Source organism: Clostridium sp. C8-1-8, assembly GCF_009928445.1.
Classification (GTDB): domain Bacteria; phylum Bacillota; class Clostridia; order Clostridiales; family Clostridiaceae; genus Clostridium_AR.
The window spans coordinates 1-15513 of the sequence record NZ_JAABNO010000051.1 but is presented as its reverse complement, the minus strand read 5'-3'; the positions used below and the strand labels follow the sequence as shown (position 1 = coordinate 15513).

Below are 15513 nucleotides of genomic sequence, written 5' to 3'. Positions count from 1 at the left end.
CACCACCAAACTGAACTCAAGTGCAACATTTAAGAAGATCTTTTCTTCCTATCAATTAAATTTATATGCTGAAATGTTTAAGGATTTAGAAGAAGATACAATTGGTGAAAAAATAATTAAGCTAAGAAAAGTATATAACCTAAATCAAAAAGAGTTTGCTGAAATTATAGGGCAGCATTTTGATACAGTGCTTCATTGGGAGACTCATGATGTTATGCCTAAGCCTGAGAGCATAAAGAAGGTGTGTGATAAATTTGATCTACCACTTGAGTATTTTCATGAATATTATTACTTCTATTTTAATGAGCCTGGGGAGAGGGTTAGAAGGTGGAAGGAAAAGAAGAAATATACTTATGGGGAGTGTTGTAGGGTGCTTGATGTAGGTGAGTCTACACTTAAAAAGTTGATTAGTGGGAGGATTAGGTTGTCTTATGAGATGTATTTGAGGTTAAAGAGTAAGGGAGTTTTTAAATATTACTTTTAGAGGGCATATAGTGAATATATGTAGATTTAACTTACATATATTCACTTACATAACATAAAATTATTTATATTACTGATAAAGATAAGATCATCTATACTTAAAGAACTCACATTACCTATGATACTGTTTCTCAAGTACCTCTAAATAAAGTTTTTACTACTTTTTCATGATAAAGAAGAAAAACCTTCGTCCAAAAGAAATATATATGGTGTACACTAATAAAAAAATCCTATCTCTATATTTTATTTTTTAAACTATCTCATAGTTGTATTATTCGTTATATACTTTATTTATTTTATTTTTTCTATGAATCCCAAAGAAATCTCGCCATGTTCATCGCATCTTATACCAATTATGTAAAACTCTTTTAAGTGTTTGTTTTTAATATCATGTATTAAATCATATATATATTTTTGTTCTCTTAAATGGGATTTCATTTGAAGTTCATGCACCCAATCTCTGTATAATATTGGAAACACCCCTATGTATTCATTAGCTCTAGGAGTTATACATATATGAGATATTAATGGACTAGTTTTCTTAAAATCTACAAATTCAATCTTTATTTGTTCAATTTCTTTTAATATAATATTTTGCAAATAATATGGAATTTCACATATCATAATTTCTTTCTCTGCATTGACTTTGCTTTTTGTAGCTTCATTTTTTAATCCAATTGAAAATAATTTATTTTTCTTAAAATCCCCCTTGTCCACCTTGTTAAAAAAATAATCATTTAATTCTACATCTGCTCCTAATAAAGTGTCTACGTATTCTTTATTATTTAATGATTTAAATTCAACTTTAAATTTTCTATTAAGGTATATAACTAATAAGTCTAGTTCATCTCCATTATATCTAACAGTTTGCTCTATTCTAGTACGCTCTTTTATATAATGAATAAACTCAGCTTCCGTTGATAATAAATCACTAATTATATGCAAATGTTTTAATTGCATGTGAGGAATTATTTTCTTTACATCCCTTTCATCAGCTTTTGATTTTTCGCTCCAATAGTCAAACCATGATAATTGAGAATTACATAAACGCTTTATTCCTGACAATGAAACAGAAAAAGATATAATTTCACTTACGTTCCTAAGATCTATTTCTACAGTATCACCTCCCTCTTTATTAAGTTTAACTAAGTTTCCTTTACTTTTTTCTAATATTTCCTTTATATTATTAGCTTGTATTCTAGGCTTTCTAACAATAGTGTTAAAATCGTCTCTAAACTTCCTAAAATTCCCACCATAAGTAAGACTGCTAATATCATTTGCTTTAGCTTCTATGACTATTGCATAATTTTTATATATCAGTATAAGATCACTTTCAAAGTCCTTCCCATTATCATCACATAAATGACAATTATCATATATACCAAAACTATTAAATTTATTAGAAAAAATCTTAACAATTTCTTTCTCTAAGAAATCTCCTTTAGTATCATCATATTGTTTTTTTGTTTCATCATCTTCAACTATTAGCAACCTAAAAATCTCCAAAACTCGTGAGATAAAAGAGTCTATTGGTGGAAAGAAATATTTATTATCATCTACTTTTATTAAGAATTTATTCCATACAGGGTTATTAATAAAAGCATCTTCTGCATTTATAGTTATTTTCTCATTCAAATGGCATGAAAACTTATTCAAAATTACTTCAATTGCCTTTGGCATTACACTTTCTCCATAGAGATTTAAACATTCTTCTACAGAAAAAGTACACATATCATACATACTATAAGAAACCTTATTTATCGAACAACCAGGCATTATTTTAATGTATTCATTTATTTTATTATTTATATTTGATAAGATCTTAGTAAGCATCTTCATTATATAACTATACTTAATACCATATTTATTAATACTCATTTTATCTAATTCTTTTAGGAGTTGTTCGTTTATATTGTTCTCAATATATTGAGTTGTATGACTCCTCATAAATGCTCTTTCAGAAATTATTTCATTTATTATATTAAATTCTTTTTTCTCAACGGTATTTTTACATTCCACTTCTTCTAAATTTCTCAAATCCATCAACATAGGTAGTACTAATAAAAATCCTTTTATCTTCTCAATATGTTCTTTGGTAAGCTCTTCTTTTTTTTCACATAAATCATTACTCAATAAAATACATTGTAAAAATTCAAGTTGGAATATATTTAAAGCCTCATCTTCTATTCCTTTTCTATCTGTTGAAATTCTAAGAAACGAAAAATAAGATAAAACTTCTAATTTATCAAACTTGGAAATATAATTTATGAACTCATTAAGATATTCTTCGTATTTGTAAACCTCATTTTTGAACTTTTCTTTCAATGTTATCCCTATATTTTCCAATTCAATGTTTACATTTTTATTAAAGGTCCCATTACTATTGTATGTTTTTATTTCCATCAAATTTTCTATTAAATCAATAAATTCTCTATTCATTTCTTTACTCTCTTTCAAATACAATTGTTTAATTATCCTTATAATTTGTACATGGTAACATCAAAATCTAAGAAAAACATAAAGAAGAAATGCACTAAAATTCGAAAGTATATATTTTCTGATTTATAAAACCAATTATATTTAGCTCGAAGTAATAACTATTTATCATAATAATTACCCTCATAAATATATCCCTCTTTCTTTAAATCTTCATAAGCTTTCTTACGTTTTTTCTCTTCTTTCATTTTTTTCTTATAATATTTCTCATTAAAATAAGTAAAATTATCCTCGCCTCTAATTTTAGCCTTAATTCTTCTATTTATAAATTCAGCTAATTCAAATGAATCATTTAAGTAGCGCTCCCTAATTTTAAAAGCATATGGCATCATTTCATCATTCTTTTTAGGTGGATTCATCCTTAAAACATCCTTAATTATATCTATATCTAACATGTCTTGATCAATTAACATGTTGGGCAACATTCTGAAGTTATATCCATTCCACATATGTCTAAAGTCTCCAAATATTAAAGAATCAAAACTATCTTGATATATAATGATTGCTGATATTTTACGCAATGCATCTTCATTAATCCCTATACTTAACGCAGCTTCTTTATTTTTTAATATACCGTTTAAGTTGTTATATAACAAAGAATACGGTTCTATATAACCTCTTCTCTCAACATCTGTATATGTCCAATTGATAAACAACAAATTAACATGGTTTTTATCTTTAGGCATCTCAAACTTTTTACCAGCGCTATTTATGTAATCTTTTAATTTCATTACCCTAGGAAGAATAAATTTAATTCCCTTTTTAGAACACTGTTTTTCAAAAATTGCTTTTTCTTTATCCTCTAATAGAAATGTTGGAATTAACACGCCTTTCTCATCACTTGTTATCACTTTCTTAAATCCAGGTGTTTTTACTTCTACATCCACGGTTATTCCATTTTCATAAATTAACCGTGCCTCAGGGTTACTTCCATTCCTTCCCAACTTAGGTTCATACTTAGCTTCTTTTAAACGTGCTGGACCAAATGCCATAAGAAAATTGATAACATTCACTTCCGCTATAGCTTCAAAAAATCTTTCTTCTTTATAATTCATCTTACCTGCAGAAAGTTGATCTTTTACAAATTTTTCTACATCACCTTCACTAAAATGGTCACAAAAATAACTAAATTTTGTAGAGAAATTTGCTATAAAATTAGTTGCATTCATTTGGCTGTTTGAATGATATATACTTCCTTTTATCAAATTACTATGTTTTTCAAAATAATCAATATCTCCGTTTAAAGCTTTAATCAAAAAATGTTCATCAGAATATTCATCAAAAAAGCCCTTTTCATTCATCTTTAATAAAGTATCAATTAAATGGTATTCTTTCATATCCTCATTGAAATTTTTCATAGTATCCTCCAAATTAATTTAGTAGTTATTTAGTTAGCTAGATATAATCTTTCGAACCTCCCATTATAGTCATAGTCAATCAACCCAGAACAACCAATAATGGTAACTTCATATTATAATAAAAACTTTATTTCTAACTTATTAATTATACAACTCCATTATACTACAAATTAAACCTTTATTCCCTATTATTCCTTATATTCCATGTTAACTTATCAGATATAATAACCAATTCTAAAACTATATTTAACTTGTCCACTTCGCTAAACACCCTCTTTTGTGAAAATGACATAGGACAGGCAACTTTTAAGCAGTTATCTCAGGTCAATGCCAGTCCTATTTACAAGCAAGCTCTTAAGTCTTCCTCTGTGGTCCTTGCTTGTACACTTCACAAAAGAATGTTTAGCGGCTACGCCCAAATGGACAAGCATAGCACTGTAGTTATAGATGAGATTGCAGCTCCCCTACCTGTCTAATTTATTCTTTAATTTTTATTGCTTTCCCTCCCTTTCTTTAAATTAACTTCATAAAACTTAATATGCTGAAATCATATTCTAATCACCCTAAACGCTTATAAACAAAATCAGCAAAAAGAGAAGCTATACTAGCCGCAATGCATGTCCATTTATCTAGTACAATCATTACTTAGCTGGTCCAGCTTCTCCTATTGCTGACACATATTAAACTTTATATTTTCATTTAATCCAAATAGGAAGGTTTGTACAAGCTTCAATAGCCTTCCATAATCCTTCTTAAGCACTACTCACTGGTCCGATTATTCCATGCTCCAAAAGCTTGCACAAACGCTCTTAATATCATCCTTTATTTTGCTCAAAATGAATGAAGATGTTTAAATTTCAAAACTTTAATTTCACTTGAATCTATACTTATTGTTATACGGTCAATACCTACTGAATTATGAGGACCTGTGTATGGCATTATCTCAATCTCAATAATGAAATAAGAAGTTCGATCACCATTAGGTCTTTCAATACTTACGATATCATTAGCCCACGGTTCTACCGAATAATAAGTCCCGTAGTATTTTTCAACTTCTCTTTGTATATAAGGAGTAAGCATTGCCATGATAATGTCATTATATAAAATCTCCTTTGATTCTTCTTGTAAATTATAATTATATTTTTCTACTAGGTTTATTTGCTCAGAGGCACTAGCAGTAAAATAAGAAGGTACACATAGAAGAGTTGGCATAAAGAATATTATTAATAAGAACTTTTTCATTAAAACCACTTTCCTTTCTAATGAGATTAATATATTTTTAGTAATAAGGAAATTTGTATACTCAATACTAATTGCTACTTCTAAAGCAGAAGTTATTCACATTCCTCTTAATTAGATAACAATTTTCTAAAGAACTGTTCTTTTATTTTCACCTAAATATTTAAGCCCTTATAAGCTACAATTAAAATTGCATCTTATAAGGGCTTGTTTAATAGCAACTGATATTACCTATTTCTATTACAGCACTTAATTATATACTATATATTTCGAAACATTCTATTTTACTAAAATCTTCTGTCCTTCATAGATAATATCAACATTAGCAATATTGTTCAGTGAAGCTATTTTTTCAACTGTAGTTCCATATCTTTTAGCTATTGTACATAATGTATCGCCTCTTACTACTGTATAATAATTAGCTTGCTCAGTAGACCGATTATCTCCTGATACATTTAGCTCAAATGCTTTGCATATCCCTTTAAATATTGCCTCTGCCATACTCTCTGGATTATAATTATTCATATCAATAGGACTATCACAAAAAGCACATTCTATAAGTATCGCAGACATATTAGTGTTTTTTAGAACAAATAAATCATTTCTTGCCTTTACTCCCCTATTAGCAAATCCTAACATTGCAATTTCAGGAAGAATTATTTTAGCGACTTCTTCAGCTCTTCCTCCTGAAATACATAGTATCTCCGATCCATGACCTCCAGTACATAAATTATGATGAATAGAAATAAAGAAATCAGCATTGTTATTATTTGCTGCTTCAACTCTCTGATTTAAGGAATCGTATAAACTTGTTGCATTCCTTGGAGTACAGTTAATAACAGTCAAACCTGCAGCTCTGCATTTTTCTATAAGCTTTGTTCCTATCTCATAATTAAGTTCATTTTCTGATCTTATACCTACTGCTCCCCCATCAAACTGCACATTGTGGCCTATATCTATAGCTAGTTTTGATATTTTCATGAATATCTACCTCCTTTTCCTTAGATATATGCCGACTAGCATATATTTTAGTTGAGAGGTGATATTTTATGGATTATAAACATATTGAAAGTCTAGTACTGCTTTGTAAAGCAAATAATGAAGAGGCTAAAGAGACGTTAGTTTCAGAATTTAACCCTTTTATAATAAATCTATGTAAGAAGTCTTTTGTAAGTGGATATGAATTTGAAGATATCAGAAATGAATGCTATAAAGCTTTATTTAATTGTATTAAGCTATACAATCCAGAAAAGCATAGATTTGTTGCTTACGCTACTAATGCTCTGAAAAACTCAGTTAATTGCCTTATTAGAAAGTCTGTAAGAAGACAGAAGACTTATGGTTCCAAGGTAGTAATATTAGATACTACCCTAGAGAACATAGCCTGTTGCGATATGAATTTTGTTGAGGATATTATCTATCAAAACCAAGTGAAATCACAGATAAACTCTGTCATTAATACCTTAACTGAAGAAGAAAAAGAACTTGTAAAATATGTTTTCTATGAGGGGTATTCTATGAGAAAGTACTCTGATCTTAGCGATCTGCCATATTATAAGGTGGTTGATATGAAAGGCAATATACTAGCTAAGTTGAAGAATGGCTTAAAAGTAGACAAACAATGTACATTCGTAAACTAAGTTATATTTACAGTTTCATTTTAAATATGCTAAACTATTATTATCCATTATGGATATACCTCCTTTAAGATGTTAGTGGTCGGCAAAACTACTATTATTTTGAAAGGAGGTATTATTTTTTTTCTAATTATGTGTATTAAGTTTTTAGCGCAGTAGTACTAAACTATGGTATTCATTAATACAACAGAAGGATTGTACTCTTCGCTAAATTATATGTCTCCAAATGAATATTAATTATTAGCCATAAATGTGGTATAAAAAAGTTTAACTCTTTGTGTACAAAATATTGACATAAGACCACTTTTTATAATCTGAAATAAGACGCAGATTCATTAACACTACGATCAATATCAGCCTTTAACTCATTTTTAGATAGTACGTTCATCAGCTATACACTTTATAGCTTTAATTATTCCATTGTTCTAATTTCTTAACATTTAGCTTTTTATTGTTCGACTAATTTTACACGTAATATCATATTGTAATAAAATAAACTCCACGAAATCCCTTGAAGCTACATTACTAATATTGTACTGTAATATTAGTGATCAATTACCCTCATTAACTAAAATCTAGCTAATCTTTCTTAATATCTTTATACTTTTTTAGTTCATCAACTAATATCTTATTCTGCTCATATATTTTTTTATACGCTTCTTTAGCATGCTTAGAATTAGTATCTCTCCTTTTAATTTCTTCTTTAAATGTTCTACATTCTTTTTTTCTTTTCATTCCCTGATCAACTGCTATCAGTGCACATGCCATACTACTTAGTGTCAGTGCCACTCTCCCGATAATCACCTTTTTAACCATTTCAATAATCTCCTTATTTAACTACTCTTATTTTTGATTAATATGATAACCCAATTTCTTTAAATATTTTATCCATATCTTCGCTCATTTCTTTTATATTTGCTTCACGTTCTTCTATATCTCTAATAATCATAAAATCTTCTGCGATTTCTTCTTTAATTTTAGTATCAAAATTTCTAAGTTTAGATAATATCCATCTCCCTCCAATTTGAGTTCCCATTGATATTGGAACACCTGCAAATCCTAAAGGCATTAATACTATCGGTAATAAGTCAATAGCTGTTTTTAGAGAACTTCCTGCGATTGAATCTAATATTGAAATATCGCCATTATATGCAGATTTTACTTCATTAGCTATATCTGCAACAGCTGCAATCAAACAAAATCCACTAGTAACCCCCTCTTGAGCAAAAATTTTAGCTACTTCTGGGGCTTTTCCCTTCTTAATAGCAAACTTATACAAGCCTGCATCAAAGAGTACACCTAGAACACCAGTACCAGCAGCTTTCCCTGAGGATTCTAATAAAGGTCTTACTTCTATTTTTTTATTTGTGTTATATTGAATAATCATAGAAATTACTGCTGCAGTGGCAAAAGCGATTGCAGCACCACCTAACATTCTTCCAGCAACAGCTTTACCACTATATGCTTTTGCAATATCATTACGTAGTTTGATTAATTGTTCTCTTTCAACCGGATTTAATCCATCCAACTCAGCTTTTTTTAAATTTTCCAGCAGTGCTTCCCCTCTTTTGTCAAGATCCTTTACTCCTCTTAGCCTTATTCCAGCCTCTTTAATTTTTCTAGCTTGTTGTGGTGTAAAGGCATCTTCTCCAATTCTAGGAGTTCCATCATTATTTACAAATTTAGCATCTAAAATTGCAGTTTTACCGTATGATTTCTTTTTAGCCATTTCACAAAGACTATCTGCAATATATTTAGCTTCACCAGTCTTAACTTGCCCTCCTGGCGCTAGTATTAGTTTGTCATCTCCAATGTCTATCTTGAAAACCAAATCTCTCTTAGATGCATCATCTGGAGATAGTCTTATATCTTTTACATTTGGAGAATTATGCTTTGGTGCATTTACAACACCACTATCATCACCATTCTGTAATTTTCTATATTCATAAGCTGCTACTACTTCTTTAGTTTTACCTTGCGGGTTAGCACCTTTTATAAGATCCTTTATTTCTCTATTTCTATTAAGCATATTCTCGACAGTATCATTCTTCATCTTATACTTTCTTGCAGTATACTTATAAATGAATTCTTTATCATTAATAATTTTATCTCCGTTTATTATAGGGGTACATTGTTTTTCTGCTTCTTTAACAAGATTGTTTTGGTCTAAAATAAATGAGTCTGTAACTTCTTTTATTTTAATAATCGGATTTGCAGCATTAATGGCTGGTGTACCAACAATGTTATTCTTATTTTTTTTCTTACTTCTAAACAAAAAATCAACTCCTCTTTCTCAATACTCCCACTATAATATTTCATATTTAAATTTATATAAATAATTAATCTTCTCTATCAATATCTTTAACAATTTCTTTTATTTTTTCTATCTGACTATCAATTAACTTTACTTCATTTTGTAACCTTGCAATTTCAGTATCAAGCTGTGCCTTTTTCTTCTCAAGTTCAAATTCTTGTTCCATAAGCTCAATTTTAATAGCTTTTTTATCTTGCTTTTCTGCTTTTAATTTTTTAATTAGGTTCGCACCAAAAACTGCTCCACCTATTATAGGAATTGCCGACACAATTGGAGATACTAATGCAGCTCCTGCAATACCAATAGATCCCAAAACACCTAACCCTAAAGTTGTAGCTGCATTTACATTTATTAGGCCCTTATTATTTTCTAAAAATATCTTTAGTGACGCATCGCTTACCTTACTTCCCTGTCTTCCATTTCCTCTTTCTGCATCAAGTTTCCCATCTCTTATCCATCTTCTAACGGTTTCTTCATTAACAGATAACATTTCAGCTATATCCTTAACTGTGTAAAATTCCATATAAACACATCCTTATTAATGTCACACTTACATATATTAACTACAACTTAATGCTATCATTAACTACATTTGTTGTCAATAATAGTATTAATATTTTTTCCATCTACGCGTTCTTCTATCATTATGTTAACTACAACACGTTTCTTAATATTGGTTAATTAGATAGATTTGCATCAAAACTTTTGATTGAGTATAGCTTATTTCTGTTGAATATAGAGGATTTAATATAAATAAAAGTTGTAAGCATTTATATATACCTAAAAAATTAGCAAAATATAAATTTAACGCAGGCATTAAAAACACAAGGCTAAATGTTATAGCTATAACATTTAGCCTTGTTCTAATTTAGATAAATATTTGATTATCATTTTTGTGTGACATTAACTTTCCATTTAATTTAAATTTACTTGAGTCTGTCATCATTTTTAATCTTAGCTTAACTTTAGTATATGATATTACTTGAACTTCTGAAGCCTATCATCTTTATTTAATGACTTCAACATTTCTTTTAATTTTGATTAGTACAAGATTCTCATTAAAGTTTATTTTCAGTAATTAATGATATCCCAAACATTTACACTGCATTCTCATCCTTAAAATCATAATCCATTTTCTTTTTAATTTTCTCAGTTGCTATTTTAGAAGCATATATTATTTTGGGTGTGTTTTTAGGTGAAACTAAAATAGGCCACCAGAAAGATCTATTTTTCCAGTCTTTATGTTCCCCATTTTCTTGAAGCAGTAATATTACCGGCTCATCTATAGCTAAACTTTTTGCAACCCTTGCTTCACTCTCTCCTGTATCTGGTGCATCTTCAATTCTGCCTGAATCCCTGTATTTTTTAGTGTTTTTATTTCTTTTTACTACTATTTTAACTTTATCCTTTTCACCAAGCATATATCTCATGGTAGTTAGAAACTCATCTTCATTCACAAATCTTATAGAATCCTCATCTGGCTCAATTATTGAGTAAACTAGCTTAATTATTTCTTCAGCTTCTTCTATCGAAAACTCTCCTACAAGTGACCTATCTTGTTTGTGCAGATTACTGAATTTTTTATCTAATTTATTATTCACTTCCAAGGATTTTGATTTGCTAATTGGCAAAAAGCCAACTGGTAATAATCTCTTATGAGGTTTTAATAATATTACATCTGAAACCTTAATTTTATCAGGTGAACAAGGTACTATTTTTCCAGTAGTTCCATACTTACCATCTTGTTTTTTACTGGTTATAAAATATACTCCATCTCCTAATTTCCCTTTTTCTATATCTTCTCTTAACTCAACATCTATCTCAGTTATTTTAGTCATATTATCATGTATTCTGTCTGTGGTGTAAAATCTAGTTACTGATAATAGCTCTTTCGATCTATATCCAAACATTCGAGAATGTTGAAGAACTGTATCTTGCTGCATAGAAATTGGACTTCTACCATAATAAAATCCAATCATATTAGGGATAGTAACGCCTCTATCTAATACTTGTCCGCCAACAAATATTGAAAAAGGACTCCTAAGATTAAGTTCACCAGTTTCTTCATCTAAAAGTTCATCTATATCATTATCACTGTTTACAACATCCACGCTATAATATTCTTTATCAACAGCTTCATAAAATTTTTCAGCTACAATTGAATATTCTGGCATTTTATATCCATATGCTTCTACTGATGCTTTTATATCATTATAAGAGTTCATTATTAATCTCTCAACATAAGCTTCGGTCTCTTTACTTCTATTTCTAATTTGTTCAAATAAAAAATCTGCTACACTTTTCAACCTAGAATGTGAATCTTTTTGCGTTGCAGTATGTATAGCATAAGCATAATGCTTTTTCTTACTTTCCCTTAAAACTATAGCTCCAATAATAAAATTTATAATCCCCAGTTTAAAAACAGGTAGTTTATCTTCTCTTATTAGAATATCTTCTTCCTTAAAAACTCTTCTATCTGCTATTTTAGATTTTTTCCCTTTTCTTTTTTGATCTGATATAATATCATGCTCGTCAACATCTACGGGAGTAAATAAATATTTAGCTGGATGATTATCACGCTGACTACTAATAAAATAATATTCACCACCTATATATCCTTCTCCTGAAGGAACTAAAATAGTTTTGTTCGGTTTAATAGGTTCTGGTTTGTCATCTTCTATGAATTCTGGCTGCAAATACAGAGCATATGGAGTTGCGGTAACTTGAACAAAAATGCATCCATCTAAATTACCTCTAATATCATTTACCTTAGAAGCTACAGTTCTTAAATCAAATTCTTCAGTCTCTTTATTTTTCCCATAGCCTATTCCTGTTGTATCAGCTTCATCATCTACGATTAAGCACTTCTTATTTTTATCAATTGAATAGTCATTAATAAATTTTATAATTTTATCTAGATTGTTTTTTTCTTTTTTAGCAATAATAATCATTTTTTTCTCAAGCTGATATCCAGTAAGGCTATTTCTCATCTTTATGATATTCTTTACCTCTAACTCATAATCAGCTATAAATGGTTTAAATTCTTTTTTCATACGTGATTCTGTTTGCTTAACTAATGCTTTACTATTCTTAGTAAGAATAAATACCATATCAAAATCATTATCAAATGCTAAAGCTATAAGCCCAGTGAAGGCTCTTGTTTTACCACTTTGAATTTTTCCTAGCATCATAATAGGATGCTTCTGTTTTTCCTCATCTGCGCCAAACGTATTATCAATACAATATTGGCATGTATTTTTAATGCATTTTTCCATATCCTCAGTATAATTCATCTCTTGTTTTTTATACGAATAGTACTTTCCTATTTTCACAATAACCACTCCCCCATATTCATTTTACCTTCTTATCTCATTTTAAATATCAATCAAATTTAGTAAATCTTTAGCTCTTCAATAGTAAATGTTATCCTTTAGCTAATTCTGAAGGAACACTTCAGTTTAATTTATTTTAAACTTAATATTTTACACTTTCAAGAATTACTCATGTCTTGCAGTATAATCTGCTTTCAAATAAATTATAAAATTATTAATCTTAATCTCATATCTTCTAAGCATTCTTTCGATAACGTTCCTCACTTGATTGGCACTCATATTTGTCATCAGATAGATATCTGTACCTTTAACATGTCGTGGAGCTCTAATGCCTTTCTGGTCATTACAAAAGTAGGAAACCTTCCGTCCTTGCATTGATTTGTCATTGACAAAAGTACTAAACTTCACAGGGTCCTTTCCAGCCAGTATTTCGCAAGTTTTAATGAGCACTTCCTTCCAGTCTTTTGCATCTTGTCGCATTCCGAAAATTTCAAAACCAGCTGGTCTTTTATGAGTATAATCATCGTAGAGTGTATACGGTATATTTTGATCTACTCGAAGAGAATCATAGTCAGGAAGCTCTTTTGATTCATCTTCCAAATTTTCCTTTTGAATAATTTCTTCTTCAATTTCGTCGTCTAACTGTAGTAAATTTGAGTATTCTTCCAACTTAACTTGAACTTTATCTATTGATTGAAGAATTTCTTGTAAGTTTGTTAATCTCTGATAATCACGTTTGTCAATTGCAGCGCTGAAGGCACCTTTAATACTTTCAACACTCCCACCAATACACTGATTAAGAAGATCTATACACTCTTGTATATCAAGAGTATCTTTAGGAAATTCAGTCTTTAGGAATGAAATCAATTTTTTCATGATAATCCCCCTATCAATTTTTAACATTACTATTTACTATAATTAACTTCTAACCTAACAGATTCTACTAATTACTTTTTATATTTAATATTCAATTATTTAGCAGCACTATGTAAGTTTTAAGCCGAAGTTTTAAATCCGGCTTCTTAACTATAATTCCATTGAGTTTAATATATTCCTTAATTCTATTAGTTCATCACTATTAAAAGTAGTCCCCTTACCAATCTTATTATGTTCTGGATCCCACTCTCTTATATCATAACGTATATCAAATATGATTTTACAATATTCTAAATGACATCATTCTCTCCAATACTCTCTACCAAAAGCATTGCAAAAAACACATTATTTATTAAGTTATAGAAAATTTCTGGTGCTTTTACATCATCATGCAGATCATTCACCCCAATCTTAGAAATGACGATCCAATCCTTATTTTTATATCTTATTAATTCATTACCATATCTCTCTATAAACTGCTGTTGCCTCATCAATTTTTTAGCCTTATCACTTTTTAGACCTCTATATAGTCTGCAAATAGCACCTGGCCCAGCCATGCTTGTAATATTTTTAGCAATATAGATGTAGTTTTCATCTTTGATAGCTTGAGATAGTTCAAGCTGAAAACAAAAATCATGAAATCTATCTGATCCTAAAGTGATATGGGTATTCTTTAATCTGGTTTCGTATCCCCACTCCCCTACATTCACAAATGCTTCATATAATCTATGTTTGTGCTCCAATACCCCATCATTAAAATCATTATTTAATAAATAAAATTCTTTCATTTCATATGGTTGATGATGAGTAGTTTCAGTTGTTTCGCTCACATTATCAACATTTAATTTATATTCATCTACTTCTATTTCTATGGGCTTACATAAACACTCTGATTCTATGATTTCCTTGATTCTGTCTGCTTCATCTTGATTTATTAATTCGTACATAATAATCTCCCCTATACCAAATAGTCTTCCATATCTTCAGCAACCATATCAGCTACTATTTCATCTAGGTCAACATTTCCACACATAAGCTCCGCTTGTCTCATTACTGTTTCTAATGCATGTTTTGCATGTTCTGGTGGATAGTCATATTTCTTTAATAATCTCTTTATTATTTTTCTCATGCCTGCCTGAGCGCTTTTTCTTACGCTCCAATCTATGGTGAGGTTATTTCTAATGGACATTGTTAGTTCGTGTGCTATTTTCTTTAGGGTTTCATCATCCATAAACTCTTTTACTATGCCATCTTCGGTTAATGCATCGTAGAAAGCAACTTCATCTTCGTTAAGACCTAAATCTTTTTCTTTTTCTTTCATTTCTTTTATTTCTCTAGCCATTCTAATAAGCTCTTCTATAACTTCTGCGTTTGTAATAGCTTGGTTTCTGTATTTATTTAGTGCTTTCTTTAGCTTCTCTGAAAACTTTTCTGATTTTACTAAGTTTCTTTTTTCCAGTAACTTTATATTTCCTTCTAAAAGTTTTTTAAGCATTTCTAGTGCTAAGTTTTTATGCTTAATAGCTTTTACTTCTTCTAAGAACTCTTCTGAAAGAATGGATACCTCTGGTCTTTTAATACCAAGTGCATCAAAAACATCAATAACATCTTCAGAAATAATGGATCTCTCAAGCATCTGATTAACTCTAGCTTCAATTTCTCTTTTTGACTTTTTCACTACATTCTTTGAGTCAAGTTTTGCTAAGCTAGCTTTTACAGCCTTAAAGTATCCTACTTCTAGAGCCACTGTTTTACCTTGATCTGTAGCTGCACATAAT

At 29.5% G+C, this 15513-nt stretch carries 13 protein-coding genes; 2 read left to right on the top strand and 11 right to left on the bottom strand.

The annotated features are described in order from the left end of the window. Window positions 1-484: helix-turn-helix transcriptional regulator (locus GXK57_RS25510; protein WP_160680837.1), on the top strand; the 484-nt coding region annotated here is incomplete at its 5' end. A 290-nt stretch (window positions 485-774) separates the two neighbouring features. Here GXK57_RS25510 and GXK57_RS25505 read toward each other — a convergent pair. From GXK57_RS25505 to GXK57_RS25490, 4 genes are all read right to left on the bottom strand, one after another. Next, a complete protein-coding gene (locus tag GXK57_RS25505) occupies window positions 775-2922 on the bottom strand; it encodes an NERD domain-containing protein (RefSeq protein WP_160680836.1) in 2148 nt (715 codons plus the stop codon). 158 nt (window positions 2923-3080) lie between these two features. After that, window positions 3081-4337, bottom strand: a complete 1257-nt coding sequence (locus GXK57_RS25500) for a hypothetical protein (protein ID WP_160680835.1) — start codon at window positions 4335-4337, stop codon at window positions 3081-3083. Window positions 4338-5168: 831 nt separating this feature from the next. After that, complete coding sequence (locus tag GXK57_RS25495; RefSeq protein ID WP_160680834.1) at window positions 5169-5579, bottom strand: DUF3888 domain-containing protein; 411 nt, start codon at window positions 5577-5579, stop codon at window positions 5169-5171. Between the two features lie 276 nt (window positions 5580-5855). After that, complete coding sequence (locus tag GXK57_RS25490; protein ID WP_160680833.1) at window positions 5856-6557, bottom strand: N-acetylmuramoyl-L-alanine amidase; 702 nt, start codon at window positions 6555-6557, stop codon at window positions 5856-5858. Window positions 6558-6625: 68 nt separating this feature from the next. Here GXK57_RS25490 and GXK57_RS25485 point away from each other — a divergent pair, with 68 nt between their 5' ends. Next, window positions 6626-7216: a sigma-70 family RNA polymerase sigma factor gene (locus tag GXK57_RS25485; protein WP_160680832.1), complete on the top strand. Its 591-nt coding sequence runs from the start codon at window positions 6626-6628 to the stop codon at window positions 7214-7216. A gap of 576 nt (window positions 7217-7792) precedes the next feature. Here the strand turns inward: GXK57_RS25485 and GXK57_RS25480 are convergent. The 7 genes from GXK57_RS25480 to GXK57_RS25450 form a co-directional block, all read right to left on the bottom strand. Further along, window positions 7793-8029, bottom strand: coding sequence for a hypothetical protein (locus tag GXK57_RS25480; protein ID WP_160680831.1), 237 nt, complete (start codon window positions 8027-8029; stop codon window positions 7793-7795). Window positions 8030-8066: 37 nt separating this feature from the next. Continuing rightward, window positions 8067-9488: a hypothetical protein gene (locus GXK57_RS25475; RefSeq protein ID WP_160680830.1), complete on the bottom strand. Its 1422-nt coding sequence runs from the start codon at window positions 9486-9488 to the stop codon at window positions 8067-8069. 64 nt (window positions 9489-9552) lie between these two features. Continuing rightward, window positions 9553-10050 (bottom strand): helix-turn-helix domain-containing protein, encoded by a 498-nt coding sequence (locus GXK57_RS25470; protein WP_160680829.1) that lies wholly within the window; start codon window positions 10048-10050, stop codon window positions 9553-9555. Window positions 10051-10624: 574 nt separating this feature from the next. Next, entirely contained in the window at window positions 10625-12859 is a 2235-nt protein-coding gene (locus GXK57_RS25465; protein ID WP_160680828.1) for a Z1 domain-containing protein, read from the bottom strand. 165 nt (window positions 12860-13024) lie between these two features. After that, window positions 13025-13735: a hypothetical protein gene (locus tag GXK57_RS25460; RefSeq protein ID WP_160680827.1), complete on the bottom strand. Its 711-nt coding sequence runs from the start codon at window positions 13733-13735 to the stop codon at window positions 13025-13027. A 290-nt stretch (window positions 13736-14025) separates the two neighbouring features. After that, entirely contained in the window at window positions 14026-14682 is a 657-nt protein-coding gene (locus tag GXK57_RS25455) for a hypothetical protein (protein ID WP_160680826.1), read from the bottom strand. A gap of 11 nt (window positions 14683-14693) precedes the next feature. Continuing rightward, window positions 14694-15513: DUF3387 domain-containing protein (locus tag GXK57_RS25450; RefSeq protein WP_160680825.1), on the bottom strand; the 820-nt coding region annotated here is incomplete at its 5' end.

Bases quoted from the DNA above. Each gene is read 5' to 3' on its own strand.
- GXK57_RS25505 (WP_160680836.1), bottom strand. From the start codon at position 2,922: ATGAATAGAGAATTTATTGATTTAATAGAAAATTTGATGGAAATAAAA.
- GXK57_RS25500 (WP_160680835.1), bottom strand. From the start codon at position 4,337: ATGAAAAATTTCAATGAGGATATGAAAGAATACCATTTAATTGATACT.
- GXK57_RS25495 (WP_160680834.1), bottom strand. From the start codon at position 5,579: ATGAAAAAGTTCTTATTAATAATATTCTTTATGCCAACTCTTCTATGT.
- GXK57_RS25490 (WP_160680833.1), bottom strand. From the start codon at position 6,557: ATGAAAATATCAAAACTAGCTATAGATATAGGCCACAATGTGCAGTTT.
- GXK57_RS25485 (WP_160680832.1), top strand. From the start codon at position 6,626: ATGGATTATAAACATATTGAAAGTCTAGTACTGCTTTGTAAAGCAAAT.
- GXK57_RS25480 (WP_160680831.1), bottom strand. From the start codon at position 8,029: ATGGTTAAAAAGGTGATTATCGGGAGAGTGGCACTGACACTAAGTAGT.
- GXK57_RS25470 (WP_160680829.1), bottom strand. From the start codon at position 10,050: ATGGAATTTTACACAGTTAAGGATATAGCTGAAATGTTATCTGTTAAT.
- GXK57_RS25460 (WP_160680827.1), bottom strand. From the start codon at position 13,735: ATGAAAAAATTGATTTCATTCCTAAAGACTGAATTTCCTAAAGATACT.
- GXK57_RS25455 (WP_160680826.1), bottom strand. From the start codon at position 14,682: ATGTACGAATTAATAAATCAAGATGAAGCAGACAGAATCAAGGAAATC.